Annotated in this window: 16 protein-coding genes and 1 pseudogene; 8 read left to right on the top strand and 9 right to left on the bottom strand. The window is 74.4% G+C overall.

Annotated features, from left to right (window positions below; all coding sequences use genetic code 11):
* The first annotated feature begins 7 nt into the window (after positions 1-7).
* Positions 8-1,129 carry a glycosyltransferase family 9 protein gene (locus ACSNOB_RS01220; protein WP_436684640.1) on the top strand — a complete coding sequence of 374 codons (1,122 nt, stop codon included), beginning with the start codon at positions 8-10 and terminating at the stop codon, positions 1,127-1,129.
* A 34-nt stretch (positions 1,130-1,163) separates the two neighbouring features.
* On the opposite strand, the gene ACSNOB_RS01215 is transcribed toward ACSNOB_RS01220, so the two are convergent.
* Positions 1,164-2,042: a glycosyltransferase gene (locus ACSNOB_RS01215; RefSeq protein ID WP_436684638.1), complete on the bottom strand. Its 879-nt coding sequence runs from the start codon at positions 2,040-2,042 to the stop codon at positions 1,164-1,166.
* A complete protein-coding gene (gene rfaE2, locus ACSNOB_RS01210) occupies positions 2,039-3,934 on the bottom strand; it encodes a D-glycero-beta-D-manno-heptose 1-phosphate adenylyltransferase (RefSeq protein WP_436684636.1) in 1,896 nt (631 codons plus the stop codon). Before rfaE2 ends, ACSNOB_RS01215 begins: the two co-directional genes overlap by 4 nt.
* Before the next feature lie 291 nt (positions 3,935-4,225).
* On the opposite strand from rfaE2, the gene ACSNOB_RS01205 reads away from it, so the two are divergent.
* Entirely contained in the window at positions 4,226-5,893 is a 1,668-nt protein-coding gene (locus ACSNOB_RS01205; RefSeq protein WP_436684635.1) for an MDR family MFS transporter, read from the top strand.
* A 32-nt stretch (positions 5,894-5,925) separates the two neighbouring features.
* Here ACSNOB_RS01205 and ACSNOB_RS01200 read toward each other — a convergent pair whose 3' ends face one another.
* Positions 5,926-6,417 carry an NUDIX domain-containing protein gene (locus tag ACSNOB_RS01200; protein ID WP_393102125.1) on the bottom strand — a complete coding sequence of 164 codons (492 nt, stop codon included), beginning with the start codon at positions 6,415-6,417 and terminating at the stop codon, positions 5,926-5,928.
* Positions 6,418-6,500: 83 nt separating this feature from the next.
* Between ACSNOB_RS01200 and ACSNOB_RS01195 the strand changes: the two genes are divergently transcribed.
* Positions 6,501-8,150 carry a fatty acid--CoA ligase gene (locus ACSNOB_RS01195; RefSeq protein WP_436684634.1) on the top strand — a complete coding sequence of 550 codons (1,650 nt, stop codon included), beginning with the start codon at positions 6,501-6,503 and terminating at the stop codon, positions 8,148-8,150.
* A gap of 231 nt (positions 8,151-8,381) precedes the next feature.
* Here ACSNOB_RS01195 and ACSNOB_RS01190 read toward each other — a convergent pair whose 3' ends face one another.
* Positions 8,382-9,398: an NADPH:quinone reductase gene (locus ACSNOB_RS01190; protein ID WP_393102127.1), complete on the bottom strand. Its 1,017-nt coding sequence runs from the start codon at positions 9,396-9,398 to the stop codon at positions 8,382-8,384.
* Positions 9,399-9,471: 73 nt separating this feature from the next.
* On the opposite strand from ACSNOB_RS01190, the gene ACSNOB_RS01185 reads away from it, so the two are divergent.
* A complete protein-coding gene (locus ACSNOB_RS01185) occupies positions 9,472-9,996 on the top strand; it encodes an SAM-dependent methyltransferase (RefSeq protein ID WP_436684633.1) in 525 nt (174 codons plus the stop codon).
* A gap of 4 nt (positions 9,997-10,000) precedes the next feature.
* Here ACSNOB_RS01185 and ACSNOB_RS01180 read toward each other — a convergent pair whose 3' ends face one another.
* From ACSNOB_RS01180 to ACSNOB_RS01165, 4 genes and pseudogenes are all read right to left on the bottom strand, one after another.
* Complete coding sequence (locus ACSNOB_RS01180; RefSeq protein ID WP_393102129.1) at positions 10,001-10,672, bottom strand: HAD family hydrolase; 672 nt, start codon at positions 10,670-10,672, stop codon at positions 10,001-10,003.
* Between the two features lie 29 nt (positions 10,673-10,701).
* Positions 10,702-11,526 (bottom strand): SCO6745 family protein, encoded by an 825-nt coding sequence (locus tag ACSNOB_RS01175; RefSeq protein ID WP_436684691.1) that lies wholly within the window; start codon positions 11,524-11,526, stop codon positions 10,702-10,704.
* Between the two features lie 196 nt (positions 11,527-11,722).
* Positions 11,723-12,404 (bottom strand): annotated as a pseudogene (locus ACSNOB_RS01170) (FKBP-type peptidyl-prolyl cis-trans isomerase).
* Positions 12,405-12,584: 180 nt separating this feature from the next.
* Positions 12,585-13,601 carry a Ku protein gene (locus ACSNOB_RS01165; protein ID WP_436684632.1) on the bottom strand — a complete coding sequence of 339 codons (1,017 nt, stop codon included), beginning with the start codon at positions 13,599-13,601 and terminating at the stop codon, positions 12,585-12,587.
* A gap of 85 nt (positions 13,602-13,686) precedes the next feature.
* Between ACSNOB_RS01165 and ligD (ACSNOB_RS01160) the strand changes: the two genes are divergently transcribed.
* Positions 13,687-14,628, top strand: a complete 942-nt coding sequence (ligD, locus tag ACSNOB_RS01160; RefSeq protein ID WP_436684690.1) for a non-homologous end-joining DNA ligase — start codon at positions 13,687-13,689, stop codon at positions 14,626-14,628.
* Entirely contained in the window at positions 14,618-15,529 is a 912-nt protein-coding gene (ligD, locus tag ACSNOB_RS01155; RefSeq protein ID WP_436684631.1) for a non-homologous end-joining DNA ligase, read from the top strand. Before ligD (ACSNOB_RS01160) ends, ligD (ACSNOB_RS01155) begins: the two co-directional genes overlap by 11 nt.
* A gap of 32 nt (positions 15,530-15,561) precedes the next feature.
* Here the strand turns inward: ligD (ACSNOB_RS01155) and ACSNOB_RS01150 are convergent, their stop codons facing one another.
* Positions 15,562-16,410, bottom strand: a complete 849-nt coding sequence (locus ACSNOB_RS01150) for a hypothetical protein (protein ID WP_436684630.1) — start codon at positions 16,408-16,410, stop codon at positions 15,562-15,564.
* 203 nt (positions 16,411-16,613) lie between these two features.
* Here ACSNOB_RS01150 and ACSNOB_RS01145 point away from each other — a divergent pair, with 203 nt between their 5' ends.
* Positions 16,614-17,378 (top strand): TIGR03089 family protein, encoded by a 765-nt coding sequence (locus ACSNOB_RS01145; protein ID WP_436684628.1) that lies wholly within the window; start codon positions 16,614-16,616, stop codon positions 17,376-17,378.
* Positions 17,378-17,518, top strand: a complete 141-nt coding sequence (locus tag ACSNOB_RS01140; RefSeq protein ID WP_436684627.1) for a hypothetical protein — start codon at positions 17,378-17,380, stop codon at positions 17,516-17,518. The genes ACSNOB_RS01145 and ACSNOB_RS01140 overlap by 1 nt, the downstream gene beginning before the upstream one ends.
* Positions 17,519-17,630 lie beyond the last annotated feature (112 nt).

Here is a 17,630-nt window from a genome sequence, read left to right as displayed (position 1 = left end):
GGGCGCCGTGGTCACCCCGGACCTGCTCGGCCCGGTCGCCGGGCGCGTGCCCGACGTCGAGCGGATCGCCGTGCTGCGCGCCAACGCGCTCGGCGACTTCATCTTCATCCTCCCGGCGCTGGATTCGCTGCGCGCCGCGTACCCGGAAGCGGAGATCGTGCTGCTCGGCGCGCCGTGGCACGCGAAGCTCTGGCGTGACCGGCCCGGCCCGGTGGACCGGGTGCTGGTGGTGCCGCCCGCGCCCGGTATCCGCCACCCCGAGCAGGGCGAGCCGGAGTCGTCGATGGACGACTTCCTCGCCGCGGCCCGCAAGGAGCGCTTCGACCTCGCGCTGCAACTGCACGGCGGCGGCGCCAACTCCAACCCGGTCGTCGCCGACCTCGGCGCCCGGGTCACCGCCGGGCTGCGCGCCGAGGACGCGCCGCCGCTGGACCGCTGGATCCGGTACGTGTACTACCAGCACGAGGTGATCCGCTACCTGGAGGTGGCCGCGCTGGTGGGTGCGCCGGCCACGACGGTCGTCCCGACGCTGTCGCTCACCGACGCCGACCGGGCCGAGGCGGCCGAGGTGCTCGGCCCGCCGCGGCGGCCGAGGGTGGCGCTGCACCCCGGCGCGACGGACACCCGGCGGCGCTGGCCCGCCGAACGCTTCGCCGAGGTCGCCCGGGAACTGGTCGCCGACGGGTACGAGGTGCTGGTCACCGGCACGCCCGCGGAGCGGGAGGTGGTGGACCGGGTCGTCGCGGTGGCCGGGGTGCCGCTCCGGCCGCAGGTGGGCACGCTCAGCCTCGGCGGCTTGGCCGGTTGCTACGCCGGCTGCGAGCTGGTGATCTCCAACGACACCGGGCCGCTGCACCTGGCGGCCGCCGTGGGCACCGCGACCGTCGGCATCTACTGGGTCGGCAACCTGATCACCGTGGCGAACCTGCTGCGCGGCCGGCACCGCCCGATCAGCTCGTGGACGGTGCGCTGCCCGGTCTGCGGGGTCGACTGCACCCCCGGCATCTACCCGCACCGGCCGGGCGACGGCGAGTGTCCGCACCGGGACTCGTTCGTCACCGACGTACCGGTGGTCGAGGTGGTGGAGGCGGCCCGCGAGCTGCTGCGCCCCGAACCCGGCGCGCCCTGACCCGCCGCCGCTCGTCGCGGCCGACGGCGCCGGCTCAGGCCGGCTGGGCGGCGTCCTCCTCGGCGAGCACGACCTCCCACGCCTCCACGTCCCGGTCGGTGACCGTCGTCGGCGACTCCAGGTGGTACGCGCCGCTGGGCAGGACGCCGGCGCCACCGTGGCGCGCCAGCACGGCGAGCTGGGCCGCGACGTCCTCGCCCTGGTGCTTCTCCTGCACCCGCCGCCAGAAGTCGAACCCGCCGGAGTCGACGAGCTTGGCGCGGTCGTAGAGCACGCAGCCGCCGATCCAGGACACCTTGTACGCCCGCCAGGCCCCCGGCGGCAGGTCCAGCTGCCGCGTGACGTGCAGCAGGTTCGCCGCCGGGTGGATCGCCGCCCGGTCCCACTCCGGGGTGCCCGGGCGGATCCGCTCCGGCGTGGGACGGCCGGTCCACTCCTCGTAGTGCCGGTGCGTCTCCGGCCGGACGTCGTCGGCGTACGACAGCCCGTGCACGGCGTTGCCGACGAAGCCGCAGCCCAGCTCCTCGATGGCGGTGACCAGCCGGCGCAGCGTGCCCGGCTCCAGCCAGACGTCGTCGTCGAGGCAGAGCACGTACCGGGCGGCGGAGGCGGCCAGCAGGAAGGCCCGGTGCTCGGCCAGCCCGCGCCGGGGCAGCCGGCGGGTCAGCAGCACCGGGTGCCCCCGGTGGCGCAGCGCCCGGACCATGGTGGCCGCCGCCGGGTGCCGGTACGCGGCGGCCCCGTCGGACTGGTCGCTGACCACCACCCCGAAGCCGGGCACCCCCTCCTGGGCCGCCAGCCCGGAGAGCGTGACCGCCAGCTCGGCCGGGCGGTTGCGGGTCGGGATCAGCACGTCGACCAGCCGCTCGGCGCGGAACCGCTCGGCCGTGCCGAGGTCCAGCGGGCGGCTCACGACGGCTTGCTCGTCAGGGAGGAGTCCTCCTGGACTTCCTGGCCGTGCGACCGGATCCGGTCGATGATCGCCGAGGTGGACCGGTCCGGCACGTAGCCGAGGGTGCGGACCTGCCCGCCGAGCCGGCGGACCAGCGGCGCCTCCGGCACCATCTCCGGCGGGTAGTCGCCGCCCTTGACGTACACGTCGGGGCGGACCGTCTCGATCAGCCCGGCCGGGGAGTCCTCCTCGAAGACCACCACGTGGTCGACGCAGGCCAGCGCGGCGAGCAGGGCGACGCGGTCCTCGACCGGGTTGACCGGCCGGTCCGGGCCCTTCAGCCGGCGTACGCTGCCGTCGGAGTTGACCGCCACCACCAGCAGGTCGCCGAGCGCCCGGGCCTGCTCCAGGTAGCGCACGTGACCGCGGTGCAGCACGTCGAAGCAGCCGTTGGTGAAGACGATCGAGCGGCCCGCCCGGCGGTGCTCCGCGACGATCGCGGCCAGCTCGTCGGCGCCCACCAGCGCCCGGTTCCCGGCCCCGCCGACCGGCACGTCCAGCGCCGTGAGCAGGTCCTCCCGGCGGCATACGCAGGTGCCGGTGTCCGAGACGGTGATGGTCGCGGCGAGCTGGGCGAGCTGGGCGGCGGTCGGCAGCGGCGCGTCGGCGGCCAGCGCCAGCGTCATCGCCGCCAGGTACGCGTCCCCGGCCCCGACGGCGTGGCTGGCCGGCACCGGGGTGCTGTGGCTGCGCCTGGGCTCGCCGTCGGCCCCGCCGACCACCGCCCCGTCGGTGTCCAGGGTCACCGCCACCACGTCCGCGCCGGTGTGTGCGCGCAACTCGGCGAGGCGGGACTCGGCCAGCTCCGCCCGGTCGACGCCCTCGCCGGCCGTGGCGTTCACGGTGACACCGGTGCCGGTCACGGTCGTCCCGTCCCCGGTCATCGCCACCCGGCCCTCGCCGGGCATCGGCTCGCCGGTCGGCCCGACAGCACCGCCGACCGGACCCGTTGCGCCAGCGGCCAGGCCCGGGACGTCGCCGGTCAGGCCCGTCTCACCGACGGCGAGGCCGGGGAGGTCGCCGGCCAGCCCGTCACGGTGGCGGGCGTCGTGCGGCGGCCCGAGGCCGCCCGGGGCCGCGCCCACGGTGAGCTCGGAGGGGCCGTCGGCCGGGTCGCCGTCGGGGTGGGCCAGGTGCAGCTCGGGGCCGTGTGCCGCCCGGGTGCCGGCGGCCCGGGCCAGCAGGCGGGTCGCCTCGGCGAAGCTGGGGGTCACCACGGTCGGGGCGAGGCCGCGCCAGTCGGCCAGGTCGTGGGCGTCCAGCGCGACCGTCGCGTACCGCTCCCGCTGGGCGACCAGCCAGGCGCGCACCGGCGCGGGCAGCGCGCCCAGGCCGTAGTCGCAGACCACCAGGGTCGGCGCCTCGCCGCCGGCGGCGGCGCGCAGCTCCTCCGTGGCGCACTCCAGCGCGGTGAGCAGCCGGGCCACCCCGTCGTCGTCGAGCGCGTCGTCGGGGTCGCCGGAGTCCTCCCGCAGCAGGATCTGGTTGCCGGCCAGCATCCGCCGCTTCACCGGCGTCGGGCGGCCGGGCTGGTTCACCGTACGGTCCCAGACGCCGGCCCGGTCCAGACAGTCGTGCAGTTCGTCCCCGGCGACGTCCGCGCCGACCGGTGCCACCAGCACCGCGCGGCCGCCGAGCGCGGCGACGTTCACCGCGGTGTTCGCCGCCCCGCCGGCCGCGGAGATCCGCCGCCGCAGGGTGAGGACGGGGGCGGGCGCCTCCCGGCAGAGCCGGTCCGACTCGGCGAACCGCCAGTCGTCGAGCATGGCGTCGCCGATGACCAGGACGGGACGCCCCAGCCAGCTCTCCACCACCGTGGCGAGCCGGCGCTGTTCCGCTGCTGCTCCTGCCATGCCCTCCGGGATCCCCCGAGGTGTCGGGGTCAAACCCGGGGCCCCCTGGCGGCGGGCGTCGGGCACCGGGCGACCTCCCGTGGACCGACGCCGACGCGGTGCGCTTCGTCAGGCGTTCCGCCGTGCCGGCCGGCGTTCTGCGCGAGGATCGTCGGGGAGGCCGCCGCGGGGCCACACCCGTACCGCTGACCCCTCGTCGACAGTGCGGTCGACGGCAGGCCGCAGGGCCGGTTTCCCGGTCGACGCGACGGCCGGCCGGCATGTTTCGGGTGGGCGGGGAAAGGACCTGGGATGACCACGGAAGCCCCGGTGCTCGACAGGCGCCAGCTCCGGCTGCTGATGTTCGGCCTGATGACCGGCATGCTGCTGGCCGCGCTCGACCAGACGATCGTCGGCACCGCCCTGCCGACCATCGTCGGCGAGCTGGGCGGCATCAACCACTACTCGTGGGTGGTGACCGCGTACCTGCTCGCCTCCACCGCCTCGACGCCGCTCTACGGCAAGATGGCCGACCTGTACGGGCGCCGTCCCGTGTTCCTCTTCTCCATCGGCACGTTCCTGCTCGGCTCGCTGCTGGCCGGTCTGTCGCAGGACATGACCCAGCTCATCGCCACCCGCGGGATCCAGGGCCTCGGCGCCGGCGGCCTGATGACGCTGGCGTTCACCATCATCTCGGACGTGGTCGCGCCCCGGGATCGCGGTCGCTACCAGGGGCTGTTCGGGGCGGTCTTCGGCCTCTCGTCGGTCGCCGGGCCGCTGGTCGGCGGCTACTTCGCCGAGACGGACTGGCGGTGGATCTTCTACGTCAACGTGCCGCTGGCGATCCTGGCGATCGTGGTGTGCTCGCGGGTGATGCGGCTGATCCCGTTCACCCGACGCGACCACGCGATCGACTGGCTCGGCGCGGCCCTGCTGGTCGCGGGGGTGAGCTGCCTGCTGCTCGCGCTGAGCTGGGGCGGCAACGAGTACGCCTGGGGCTCGGGCGTGATCGTCGGGCTCCTCGCCGGCGGCGCGGTGCTCGGCGTGCTCTTCGTGCTCCAGGAGGCCCGGGTGGCGGAGCCGATCCTGCCGCTGCGACTGTTCCGCAGCGCCACCTTCGCGCTGGCCAACTCGGCCGGCTTCGTGCTCGGCCTGGTGATGTTCGGGTCGATCATCTTCATCCCGCTCTACCTGCAGATCGTCAAGGGCGCCTCGCCGACCCGCAGCGGCCTGCTGATGCTGCCGATGATGGCCGGCATCATCGTCACCTCGGTGCTCACCGGCCGGGCGATGAGCCGGATCGGGCGGTACAAGTGGTTCCCCGTGGCCGGCGCGGCGGTGCTGCTCGTCGGCACGCTGCTGTTCACCCGGCTGGAGGTGGGCACCTCGCTCTGGGTGGCCTTCGGCTTCATGGTGGTGATCGGCGTCGGGCTGGGGCTGTGCATGCAGTCGCTGATCCTGGCCGTGCAGAACGCGGTCTCGACGCGGGACCTGGGCGCCGGCACGTCGTCGGCGACGTTCTTCCGGTCGCTGGGCGGGTCGTTCGGCGTCGCGATCCTCGGCGCGGTGCTGTCGTCGCGGCTCACCTCCGAGCTGGCCGACCGGCTGCCCGGGGCGATCGCGCAGTTGCCGCCGCAGCAGCAGGCCGCCGTGGCGGCGAGCGGCGGTGCGGACGTCTCGATCAACGATCCGGCCACCGTCCTGGCCCTGCCCGCCCCGGTACGCGCGGCCGTCCAGGCGGCCTTCGTCGAGTCGCTGCACCTGGTCTTCCTGACCGCCGGCCTGATCGCGATCGTGGCGGTGCTGGTCACCCTGGCGCTGCCCAACGAGAAGCTGCGCGGGGCGGGCCCGGGCGGCACCACCGGCGGCACGGACGGCCTCGGCGGCGAGGCCCCCGCCCCGGGCGGCAAGCCGTTGTCCCGGGAGTCGAAGGAGGAGGCGGCCGCCGAGATGGAGGCGAAGAGCCAGACCCTGCTCTGACCGGGCGGATCAGGTCGCGCGGACGCGACGGGTCACTTGAGGATCAGCCGGTTGGTCTGCTCGAAGACGTCGAGGTCGGCGAGGGTCTCCGAGACGCTCGCGGAGAGCGGGGCCGGGAACTGCTCCCGATGGAAGAAGCCGGCGTCGACGGTCTCGTCGGTGACCCGGGCCAGGTCGCCGTCCCACTCCTCGACCCGGAACGCGGCCGTGAAGACCTGGTACGTGTGGCCGTACATGTTGGTGTGGGTGCGGTCCGGGCCGGTGTAGAGCGCGAAGGCGCTGACCCGCAGCGCGCGCAGGCCGGTCTCCTCGCGCACCTCGCGGACGGCGCAGTCGGCGATCGACTCGCCCAGCTCCATCGCCCCGGCGGGCAGGGCCCACTGGTGGTTGTCGGAGCGCTGGATCAGCAGGACGCGTCCGGCGTTGTCGCGGACCACGGCGCGGGCGCCGACGAACATCAGCGTCCGGTCACCGGCCAGGGCGCGCAACTGCCCCACGTACGAATCGGCCCAGGAGATGCTCACCCGGACAATTTACGGGGCCGGCCCGGGGCGGACGGGCTTTCCAGGGTTCCCAAGGTGTGACCGGCGACACTAACTTGTTACCCATGCGTAGCACGATGATGGACGCCCCCCTCCAGGTCGCGCGGATCCTCACCCACGGCTCGACCGTGCACGGCACGGCCGAGGTGGTGACGTGGACCGGTGGCGAGCCGCGCCGGATGACGTACGCCGAGGTCGGGCGGACAGCCGCCCGGCTCGCCCACGCGCTGCGCGACGACTGCGGGGTCACCGGCGACGAGCGGGTCGCCACCTTCATGTGGAACAACAGCGAGCACCTCGTGGCCTACTTCGCGGTGCCGAGCATGGGCGCCGTGCTGCACACCCTCAACATCCGGCTCTTCCCGGACCAGCTCGCCTACATCGCCAACCACGCCGGGGACCGGGTGGTGCTGGTCGACACGACGCTCATCCCGCTGCTGGCCCGGGTGATCGGCGAGATGACCACCGTCCGGCACGTGGTCGTGGTCGGCGGCGGGGACCCGGCCCCGCTGGTCGCGGCGGCCGGCGACCGGATCGCCGTACACCACTGGGACGCGCTGCTGGCCGACCGGCCGGAGGTCTACGACTGGCCGGAGGTGGACGAGCGCGACGCCGCCGCCCTCTGCTACACCTCCGGGACCACCGGGCACCCCAAGGGGGTCGCCTACTCGCACCGCTCGATCTACCTGCACTCCCTGCAGATCTGCATGCCGGAGTCGTTCGGCCTCGGCCCGACCGACCGCGAGCTGGCCATCGTGCCGATGTTCCACGCGATGTCCTGGGGCCTGCCGTACGCGGCCTTCCTCTCCGGGGCGTCGCTGGTCATGCCGGACCGCTTCCTCCAGGCCGCGCCGATCGCCGACATGATCGCCGCCGAGCGGCCCACCCTGGCCGGCGCGGTGCCGACCATCTGGAACGACCTGCTGGCCCATCTGGACAGCCACGACGTGGACGCCTCCTCGCTCAGGGAGGTGATCGTCGGCGGCTCGGCCTGCCCGCCGGCGCTGATGCACGCGTTCGCCGAGCGACACGGCGTCGACGTGGTGCACGCCTGGGGGATGACCGAGATGTCGCCGCTGGGCTCGGTGGCCCGTCCGCCGGCGGGGGCGAGCGGCGACGAGGCCTGGCGCTACCGCTACACCCAGGGTCGGGTGCCGGCCGGCGTGGAGGCCCGGATCGTCGGCCCGCTGGGCGAGCCGCTGCCCGCCGACGGGACGTCCGTCGGCGAGTTGGAGGTCCGCGGCCCGTGGGTGACCGCCCGGTACCTCGGCGACGACACCCCGGACGAGGAGAAGTTCCGCGACGGCTGGCTGCGCACCGGCGACGTCGGCACCCTCTCGCCCGACGGCTACATCACGCTGACCGACCGGGCCAAGGACGTCATCAAGTCCGGCGGCGAGTGGATCTCCTCGGTCGAGCTGGAGAACGCCCTGATGGCCCACCCGGCCGTGTTGGAGGCGTGCGTGGTCGGGGTGCCCGACGAGCGCTGGGGGGAGCGACCGCTGGCCACCGTGGTCCTCCGCGAGGGGGCGCAGGCCGACCCGGAGGAGCTGCGGGAGTTCCTGGCCGGGTCGGTGGCGCGCTGGCAGTTGCCGGAGCGCTGGGCGGTCATCGACGCGGTGCCGAAGACCAGCGTCGGCAAGTTCGACAAGAAGGTGGTGCGCTCGAGGTACGCCGGGGGCGAGTTGAGTGTGCGGGAGCTGACGGCCCCGTAACGTTTTCAGGCGCGCCGTCGCCTGTTGGGGTAAGGGACGCACTCCTGAGACATCCCTCCCCAGGGGCGGCCCCGGCGTTCGCACCGCGCCGGGGCCGCCCGCTCCATGCGGGGCGACCCGCACAGTCATTGTTGCGAAAGTTGTTCGCCTCTGTCCCGATGACGGGGAAATCCGTCCAGCTCAGGCGGGTTCGGGCGGTCGTCGACCCGGCGCGCCAGCCCGGCAGCGCCGTCACCCCTCCCCGCTGGTGCTGATCAGCACCTTCCCGACCGTCGAGTCCTCCACCGCCTGGTGCGCCGCGACGGCCGCCGAGAGCGGGTAGTGGTGCAGCGGCAGCCCCGCGTCCTCGCCCACCCGGATGCCGCCCTGCGCCGCCGCGGCGGCCACGTCCACCACCGCCTGGGCCTTGGCCGCCTTCGGCTCGGTGTAGACGAGCACGAACTGCCAGCGCGCGTTCGGCGCCATCAGCGGCCGGATCGGCAGGGTCACCTCGGCCCCGCCGTCGTCGGCGTAGACGCAGACCGCGCCGCCGCGTTGGAGCAACTGGACGTCGGTGGCGGCGTTGCGCGCCGCGGAGACCTCCACGATCGTGTGCACCCCGTCGGGCGCGATCTTGCGGACCTCCTCGACCACGTCCTGCTCGCGGTAGTTGACCACGAAGGACGCGCCGGCCGCCGCCGCGAGCTGCGCCTTCTCCGGGCTGCTGACCGTGGCGACCACGCAGGCGTCCGCCCACCGCGCGAGCTGGATGGCCGCGTTGCCCACCGCGCCGGCCCCGCCCTGCACGAGCACCGTGTGGTCGCTGAGCGCGCCCGCGCGCAACCGGTCGGGCGTGTACTCCCCGGCGGTCAGGCACCGGTGCGCGGTGAGGAAGGGAATGCCCAGGCAGGCCCCCAGGTCGAAGGAGGCGTCGCCGAGGGTCACCGCCTGCCGGACCGGCACCACCGTGTACTCGGCGGCGGTGCCCCACGGTCGCTGCCAGGCGGCCTCCCACAGCCAGACCCGCTCGCCGATCAGCTCCTGGTCGACACCCTCGCCGACCGCCTCGATCACCCCCGCGCCGTCCTGCCCCGGCGTCTGCCAGCCGTCCGGCAGCGGCCCCTGCCGCCGCGACTTCCAGTCCGTCGGGTTCACCCCCGACACGGCCACCCGCACCAGCACCTCGCCGGGGCCGGGCTCCGGCACCGGCCGGTCGACCAGTTGCAGCACCGAGGCGTCGCCGGTGCGCTCGTACACGATCGCCTTCATCCCCGTCTCCTCACCCGGCGACCCGGCTCGACCTGGGCGGCCTGACGGCGTCCGGCGTGGCTACGCTGGCGGAATGGCGACCAGGCCGGTGCCGGAGCGGTTGCGGTGGGCCGTGGACCGGCTCGACCTGCGCGCGGGCCACCGGGTGCTGGAGATCGGCTGCGGCAACGGGGTCGCCGTCGCGCTCATCTGCGCGGTTCCACAGGTCGCCCGGGTGGTCGCGGTCGACCGCTCCGCCACCGCGCTGCGCGCCGCCGCGCAGCGCAACGCGGCGGAGGTGGCCACCGGGCGGGCGGAGTTCCGGCACGCCGACCTGTCCACCCTGGAATCGTCCGGGGAGCGCTACGACCGCATCCTCGCGGTCAACGTCAACCTGTTCTGGACCCGGCCGCCCACGGCCGAGTTCCGCCACCTCGCCGGCCTGCTGGCCCCCGGAGGAGCGCTGCACCTGGTCTACGAGCCGCCGCACGCCACGCGACTCGCCGTGCTCGTCGACCGCCTCAGCGACCGGGTGGTCGCCGCCGGCTGGACCGTCGTGGAGATCGCCCGGGTCGACCGGCCGACGCCGCTGCTCGACGTGGTCGCCCGCCCCGCCTGAGCCGCTATCCGAGCCGGTCCACGGTCCCGGGGGTCAGCTCGTCCACCGACCCCAGCACCACGGCCGCGAGCCGCTCGGCGTCCGGGTCCAGCGGGTAGGCCCCGTGCGGCACCGCCACCACCGTCATCCCGGCCGCTGCCGCCGACCGGACGCCGTTGGACGAGTCCTCCACGGCGACGCAGCGGGCCGGGTCGACGCCCAGCCGCTCGGCGACCGCCAAATAGACGTCCGGCGCCGGCTTGCCCCGCTCGGTCTCCTCGGTCGACAGCGTCGCGCCGAACACGTCGGCCAGGCCCGTCGCGGCCAACGCCGCCGCGATCAGCCGGGTCGGCGAGGAACTGGCCAGCCCCAGCGGCCACCGTCCGGCCAGTCGGCGCACCACCTCGTCGGCCCCGTCGATCAGCGGTACGCGCGCCGCGTACCGCCGGGTCATCTCCTCGACCACCTCGGCGGCGACCTGCTCGGCCCCCCGGTCGACGCCCAGCTCCCCGCTCAGGTAGCGAGACCACTCGCCGGTGCTCATGCCCATCAGCCGGCGCTGGGTGTCGGGCTGCCAGGTCCCGCCGTGCGCCGCCACGTACGCGCGCCGGACCTCCTCCCAGACCGGCTCGGAGTCCACGATCACGCCGTCCAGGTCGAAGATCACCGCATCAGCCACGGCCCCATCCTGCCCCATGGGGCGGCCGCGCGTGCCACCCGACCGGGTCAGCGTCGCAGCGCGGGCAGGCCGATCGGGTTGCCCTCGGGGATGACCGAGTGAGCGGCGACGGCGATCGGCTCCAGCAGCTCCCGCAGCCGGTCGGCGCGCTCCCGGCCCAGCGTCCGCCACGGCCGGGCGGCGGCGGCGTCGGTGGCGTCCTCGATCGCCTCGAACCGGGCCCGGCCCCGCTCCGTCGCCTCGCCCCCGGCGGTCAGCCAGCCCCGCTCGGCCAGCCGGGCGCGGGCGGCGGCCCACTGCTCCTCGGTCCACCCCCGGCCCAGCAGGTTCAGCTGGGGCATGCCGACCGCGACCCGCCAGGCCAGCGTCTCCACCGGGTCGAGGTCGGCCGCGACCAGCGCCCCCACGTGCCCGTCACCGCGGTGCTCCCGCAGCGTCGTGGCGGCCTGCCAGAGCCGGGCCAGCGGGTATTCGCCGCGCGGCAGGGCGGCGTTGGCCGCGCCGAGCACCCGCCCGGCGGGCTCGACCTCGGCCGCCGCCGCCTCCAGCAGGTCGGCCGCCTCGACCAGGTGCGACTCGGGCAGCTCGTAGGTCAGCTCGGCGAGCGCCTGCACCGCGCCCGTGAGCCGGGCGCGCAGCGCCTCCTGCGGGGTGGCGAGCCGCCAGACCGCCGGCAGCGCCCGCGCCACCGTGTGCGGGGCGAAGTTGAAGAACGAAGCGACCACCGGCGCGGCGTCGACGGGCCCGAGTGGCGCGGCCCGGCCGGCGAAGTAGCCACGCCAGAAGCCGCGCAGGCCGACCGCCTCGAAGGCGGTCCGGGCCCGGGGATGGAAGTAGGTGACCGCGTGGACCGGCTCGAAGTGCGTCCACATCACCCGGGCGGTTCGCCCCGCGTCGTCCAGCGCCGTCACGTGCACCTCCGCGTCCGGTCCGGTTGGCACCCCGGCCGGCGGGACCGCCCGGGGTGACGCTGAACCTACTGCCGGTGGGTGAAGGGCCGGAAGCCCTCTGTGGGCTACTGCATCACGGTGGGGCGACAACCCGGGCGAACCGGGCCGGCCAGCCGGGTCACCGGGCCGCGAGCACGTCCACCACGAAGCGCAGCGGGCCGGCCGGACGGCCGCCGGCGGGCTTCGTGCCGTACGCCAGCTCGGCCGGGATGTCGAGCTGCACGCGGCTGCCGACGGTCACCCCGACGAGGCCCTGGTCCCAGCCGGGGATGACCTGGCCGACGCCGATCGGGAAGGAGGCCGGCTGGCCGGCGTTCCACGACGAGTCGAACTCCTTGCCGTCCTTGAAGAACACGCCGACGTAGTTGGTGGTGATCGTCTGGCCCTTCTGCACCGCCGGGCCGGTTCCCTTGATCAGCGGGGTCACGGTGAGCTTCTTCAGCTCGCCCTTGCCGGCGGTGACCGTCGGCTTGCTGCCCAGGGCCGGGTCCGCGCCCGCCGGGAGCTGCGGGGCGCCGGGGGCGTCGGCCGCCGGGGCGGTGGCGGACGCCGACGGGGTGCCGGCCGCCTGGTCCTTGGGGTCGTCGTCGTTGCGCCCGATGGTGACGAAGACGGTGATCAGCACCGCGACGACGGCGACGCCCGCGAGCCCGCCGGCCCAGGCCTGCCGGCGACGCTTCGCCTCGGCCGCCTTCTGCGCCGCCAACTGGGCGGCCAGCCGCCGCTCCGACTTCTGTGACCGGTTCTGCGTACGCTCGCTCACGGCGTCGACTCCCTGCTGCGAAGGTGGTGGCCGGCATCGGAGTGCCGGGGGGAAAGCCGACGCACACGGTACCCGCCCGGACGCCCACCGTGCCGCCTCGGCCGTCGCCGCTCCCACCCGCAAGGGGCGGGCCCGCCCCGGTGGCCCCGGCGGCGGGCGCGGGGTCGGTCGGTCGAGGGGACTGCCGCGGGCGGCGCTCCGGCCGCGCCCGAGAGGATCAGGCGGTCTTGCGGGCCGCCTTCTTCGGGGCTGCCTTCTTGGCCGCCGGCTTCTTCTCGCCCTCGGCGGCCTTCTTCGGCGCGGCCTTCTTCGCGGCGGTCTTCTTGGGCGCCGCCTTCTTCTCGGCGGCCTTCTTGGCCGGGGCCTTGGTCGCCTTCTTCTCGGCTGCCTTCTTCTGCGCCGAGCGGGCCGCCGAGATCGGGGTCGGCTCCCCGCCCCCGCCGGCCGGCGCCTCGCCGCGGGCCGCCTTGGCCCGCTCCACGGACGCCTTCAGCGCCGCCATCAGGTCCACCGCCGCCGCCGGGGCCTCCTCGACCTCCTCCGGCTGGACCACCTCGCGGCCCTCGACCTTGGCGTCGATGACCTCCTGGAGGGCGGCCCGGTAGTCGTCGGTGAAGGCGTCCGGCTCGAACTCGCCGGCCATCGAGTCGATCAGCGAGCTGGCCATGGCGAGCTCCGGCGGGCGGACCTTCAGGTCCTCGTCCAGGAAGCCGAAGTCGGGGGTACGGATCTCGTCCGGCCACAGCATCGTGTTGAGCAGCAGCACGCCCTCCCGGACCCGCAGCGTGGCGAGCTGTTCCCGCTGGCGCAGCGCCACCTTGACGATCGCCACCCGCTCCGAGTCGGCGAGCGCGTCGCGCAGCAGCACGTACGGCTTGGTGGCGGTGCCCTCGGGCTCCAGGAAGTACGCCTTGTTGTAGAGGATCGGGTCGACCTGCTCGGCGGGGACGAACTCCAGCACGTCGATCGCGTGCGAGGTGGAGAGGGGCAGGTCGGCGAAGTCCTCGTCGGTCAGGATCACCATCTCGCCGCCGCCGATGTCGTAGCCCTTGGCGATGTCGTCGTAGGTGACCTCCTCGCCGCAGACCTGGCAGGTGCGCTTGTAGCGGATCCGGCCGCCGTCCTCCCGGTGCACCTGGTGGAAGCGGATGTCCTTCTCCTCGGTGGCCGAGTAGACCCGCACCCCGATCGAGACCAGCCCGAACGAGACCGCTCCCTTCCAGATGGCCCGCATCCCGTGCTCCTCTCGCCGGTACTGCCCAGGATCGCAAAAGATCGAAGGCCACGCGAGGGCTTCCGTGCGCAAGTACAGTCAGGAGGTGCCCGGCGCGCCGCTCAAGCCGATGCTCGCGATGACCGGGCAGCTCCCGGCGGGTTCCGGCTGGGCGTACGAGTTCAAGTGGGACGGCGTGCGCGCGCTCGCCGACATCTGCGCCGGCCGGCAGCACCTGTACGCCCGCTCCGGCGTCGAGATCACCGCCGCGTACCCCGAGCTGGCCACCCTGCACGAGCAGGTCGGCGACGCCCTGCTCGACGGCGAGGTGGTGCTGCTCGGCGAGACCGGCCAGCCCTCGTTCACCGCCCTGGCGGAGCGGATGCACGTCCGCGACCGGAACAAGGCCGCCCGGCTGGCGGCGGTCATGCCCGTGACGTACATGATCTTCGACCTGCTCCGGCTCGACGGCGAGGACCTGACCGGCTGGTCGTACGCCCGCCGGCGGGAGGCCCTGGACGGCCTGGCGCTCGGCGGCGCCCGGTGGGCGGTGTCGCCGGTCTTCCCCGACGGGCTGGCCACCTACGAGGCGGCCGGCGAGCACGGCCTGGAGGGGGTGATGGCCAAGCGGGTCGAGTCGGTCTACCGCCCCGGGGTGCGCTCGCCGGACTGGGTCAAGGTCAAGCTGGAGGTGACCGGCGACTTCGTGGTCGGCGGCTGGCGGCCCGGGGCACGGAAGATCGGCGGCCTGCTGGTCGGGGTGCCCGGCCCGGACGGGCGGCTCGTCTACCGGGGGCGGGTGGGCGGCGGCATCGGCGCCGCCATCGAGCGGCAACTGCTCCGCGAGCTGGAGCCGCTGCGGACCGGCGCGTCGCCGTTCGCCGGCGACCTGCCGCGCGAGGATGCCCGGGGCGCGATCTGGGTAACACCGAGGGTCGTGGTGGAGGTGAAGTACGGCCAGCGCACCCCGGACGGACGGCTGCGGTTCCCCCGGGTGCTCCGACTGCGGCCGGACAAGCCCGCCGAGGAGGTGGACGATGCCGGCTGACCGGTTCCGGGTGGACGTCGAGGGGCGCGCGCTGGAGGTGTCCAACCTGGACAAGGTGCTCTATCCCGACGCCGGCTTCACCAAGGGCGAGGTGATCGACTACTACACCCGCATCGCCCCGGTGCTCCTGCCGCACCTGCGTGACCGGGCGCTGACCCGGATCCGCTTCCCCAACGGCGTCACCGGCGGCTCGTTCTTCGAGAAGAACGCCCCCGCCGCCACCCCCGGCTGGGTCCGCACCGAGACGCTGCCCGCGCCCGGGTCGAGCAAGGGCCGGGAGACCATCGACTACGTGGTCGCCGACGACCTGCCCACCCTGGTCTGGCTGGCCAACCTCGCCGCGCTGGAGCTGCACACCCCACAGTGGAAGATCGGCGAGCACCCGGACATGATGGTCGTCGACCTGGACCCGGGGCCGCCGGCGGCGCTGCGCCAGTGCTGCCAGGTGGCGTTGCTGATGCGCGACCGGCTCGCCGAGGACGGCATCGACAGCTACCCGAAGACGTCCGGCAAGAAGGGCATGCAGCTCTGCTGCCCGATCGCCGGCACCCAGGACGCCGAGGACGTGTCCGCCTACGCGAAGCGGATCGCCCAGGAGCTGGAGCGGACGCACCCGAAGCTGATCGTGTCGAAGATGGCGAAGAACCTGCGGCCGGGGAAGGTGTTCATCGACTGGAGCCAGAACAACGCGGCCAAGACCACCGTGTCGCCGTACTCGCTGCGGGCCCAGTCGGTGCCGTCCGTGTCCACCCCGCTGACCTGGGACGAGGTCGAGGCGGGCGCGGCCGGCAAGCGGCCCTCGGCGAAGCCGTACGTGGCGAGCGAAGTGCTCAAGCGGGTGGAGAAGCACGGCGACCTGCTCGCCCCGCTGCTCGACGGCGGCCCCGAACTGCCGGGGTGACGGTCAGCGTTCCACGTGCTCGTTGTCTTGGATCAACGCTGCGGAACCGGTCGACCGGCATCGGGGCCCGGGATCATCACATCGGTGCTCCAGTCGCCGAGGAAGGCGCCGTTCTCGAGGTCCAGGGCGATGTCCTGGTCGCCGCCGAAACTGATGCCGCCCAGCCGGCTCACCTCGACGTACCAGGGCGACAGGCCGCTGCGCGCTCCGTCGGGGGACATGCAGGTGCCGCCCAGGTGTTCGGCGTGGAAGACGTCGAATCTGTCCGGCACGTCGACGTAGGCGTCGTCGGCGGACGGGAACCTCACCGGCGGCACGCCTGCGTTGGGGTCGTCGCGGGGGACCAGCCACAGGGAGCCGTAGACGCCATGACTAGCCCGCCAGGAGGTGTTGTCGACTTCGCCGTCGGCGAGCGAGGGCCCCGCAGCGGGTCGGGCCACCCGTGGTCCGTTTAGCTCCGCCTCGGTGAGCCACACCATGGCGAACAGGGACGCGACGCCGTCGTCGGCGACCTGGAGACGCGGGTGGGCCCTGGCCTGGGCGAGCTCGGCCCAGAACGGATGCTCGGGCTGTGCGACGTCGGCCGGTCGTCCGGCGATGACCGCCGTGACCTCCGGCGACGGGTCCTCGAAGTAGAGCTCGTCCTCCCACTGGAAGACGGCGACGGCCACCAGATCGGGCCCGCGCCGCCGGTACGCCTCCGGCAACCGCAGCGTGAAGCAGTGCAGCATCGGCTGACCGGTGCGCGGTGATCTGGGCCAGGTCCGAACGTCGATGCCCGGCCCGGCAGCGTCGGCCCATCCTGCCGGCAGCCTGGGCCGCTCCCCGGCCGCGTCGGCGACGTCGTCGTCGGTCCAGATGTCGAACGCTTCGGTCACCACGGCCGGACACTAGCGCAACCGGCTGACAGGACCGGGGACGACAGTGCCGGCCTCGCCCCGGACCCGCCGGCCAGCACGCAGTAGCGGCGCGGCCGACGCTCGGAACCGGTCACCACGGAGTCGACAACCGCCGGTGCGCCGGTGGAACGCCCGTCCGGTGCCCGTTTGAGTAGGGTGGCCTCAGCCTGCCCGAGGAGTGCGTGATGACCCTGACCGATGCCCTCGTCCGGGAGTCGCCGGCCGGTGACCGGCCCACGGAGATCGACCAGCCGCTGCTGACGTACCTGGACGCCGCGACCGGCGAACGGATCGACCTGACCGCCGCGGAGCTGGGCGGCTGGGCGGCGCGGGCCGCCGGGCTGCTGCGCGAGGGCTGCGGGCTCGGCGTCGGCGACCGGGCGGCGGTGCTCCTCCCGGCCCACTGGCAGACCGCCGCCGTGCTGCTGGGCGCCTGGTCGGCCGGGGTGGCGGTGTCGTTCCGCCCGCGTGCCACGGCCGGCCTGCCGCAGGTCGCGCCGGGCGACGACGAGCCGTTCGACGCCCTCTTCGTCAGCGCGAAGCGGCTGGACGACTGGCTGGAGGACGTGCCCGAGGCGCGGCACCGCTACGTCCTCGGGCTCGGCGCCAACCCGCCGAAGGAGGTGCCGCCGGGCTACCTGGAATGGCTCGCCGAGGTGCGGCGGCACACCGACGCGCTGCCCGCGTCCGCCACGCTGACCAGCGCCGATGCGGCCAGCTCCGACGGCACGAGCTACCGCGAGTGGGGCAGCGTCGCGCTGGCCGTGGCGGAACGGCTCGACCTGCGGGCCGGCGACCGACTGCTGGTCGACGTCGCCGAGCACGAGCAGCCCGTCTACTGGCTGCTGGCGCCGCTGGCCGTCGGCGCGTCGGTGGTGCTCTGCGCCAACCTCGACCCGGCCCGGCTCGACGCCCTGATCGCCGCCGAGCAGATCACCCGAGTGCTCTGATGGTGGGGCCCTACACCGAGGCGAGCATGTCGCTGGACGGCTACATTGCCGGTCCGGGCGACGGCGGCCTCGACCAACTCTTCCGCTGGTACGAGAACGGCGAGGTCACCCACCTCCACTACCGGGTCCGCCGGCCGTAGCCGCCCGGAAAACGGGCGTACCGGACACGGCAGGGCCGACGCCCTCTGCAACAGCGCTCCTCGCCCCTCTGCCGTTACGCCGCCACCGGCCCTGTCTCCCAGGTCTTTTGCC

Source organism: Micromonospora sp. URMC 106 (assembly GCF_051386395.1).
In the GTDB taxonomy this organism is placed as follows: domain Bacteria; phylum Actinomycetota; class Actinomycetes; order Mycobacteriales; family Micromonosporaceae; genus Micromonospora.
Note: the sequence above shows the minus strand (reverse complement) of the source record. Positions and strands in the feature narration are given on the sequence as shown.

Bases quoted from the DNA above. Each gene is read 5' to 3' on its own strand.
- rfaE2 (WP_436684636.1), bottom strand. From the start codon at position 3,934: ATGGCAGGAGCAGCAGCGGAACAGCGCCGGCTCGCCACGGTGGTGGAG.
- ACSNOB_RS01205 (WP_436684635.1), top strand. From the start codon at position 4,226: ATGACCACGGAAGCCCCGGTGCTCGACAGGCGCCAGCTCCGGCTGCTG.
- ACSNOB_RS01195 (WP_436684634.1), top strand. From the start codon at position 6,501: ATGCGTAGCACGATGATGGACGCCCCCCTCCAGGTCGCGCGGATCCTC.
- ACSNOB_RS01190 (WP_393102127.1), bottom strand. From the start codon at position 9,398: ATGAAGGCGATCGTGTACGAGCGCACCGGCGACGCCTCGGTGCTGCAA.
- ACSNOB_RS01185 (WP_436684633.1), top strand. From the start codon at position 9,472: ATGGCGACCAGGCCGGTGCCGGAGCGGTTGCGGTGGGCCGTGGACCGG.
- ACSNOB_RS01180 (WP_393102129.1), bottom strand. From the start codon at position 10,672: ATGGGGCAGGATGGGGCCGTGGCTGATGCGGTGATCTTCGACCTGGAC.
- ACSNOB_RS01175 (WP_436684691.1), bottom strand. From the start codon at position 11,526: ATGTGGACGCACTTCGAGCCGGTCCACGCGGTCACCTACTTCCATCCC.
- ACSNOB_RS01165 (WP_436684632.1), bottom strand. From the start codon at position 13,601: ATGCGGGCCATCTGGAAGGGAGCGGTCTCGTTCGGGCTGGTCTCGATC.
- ligD (WP_436684631.1), top strand. From the start codon at position 14,618: ATGCCGGCTGACCGGTTCCGGGTGGACGTCGAGGGGCGCGCGCTGGAG.
- ACSNOB_RS01145 (WP_436684628.1), top strand. From the start codon at position 16,614: ATGACCCTGACCGATGCCCTCGTCCGGGAGTCGCCGGCCGGTGACCGG.
- ACSNOB_RS01140 (WP_436684627.1), top strand. From the start codon at position 17,378: ATGGTGGGGCCCTACACCGAGGCGAGCATGTCGCTGGACGGCTACATT.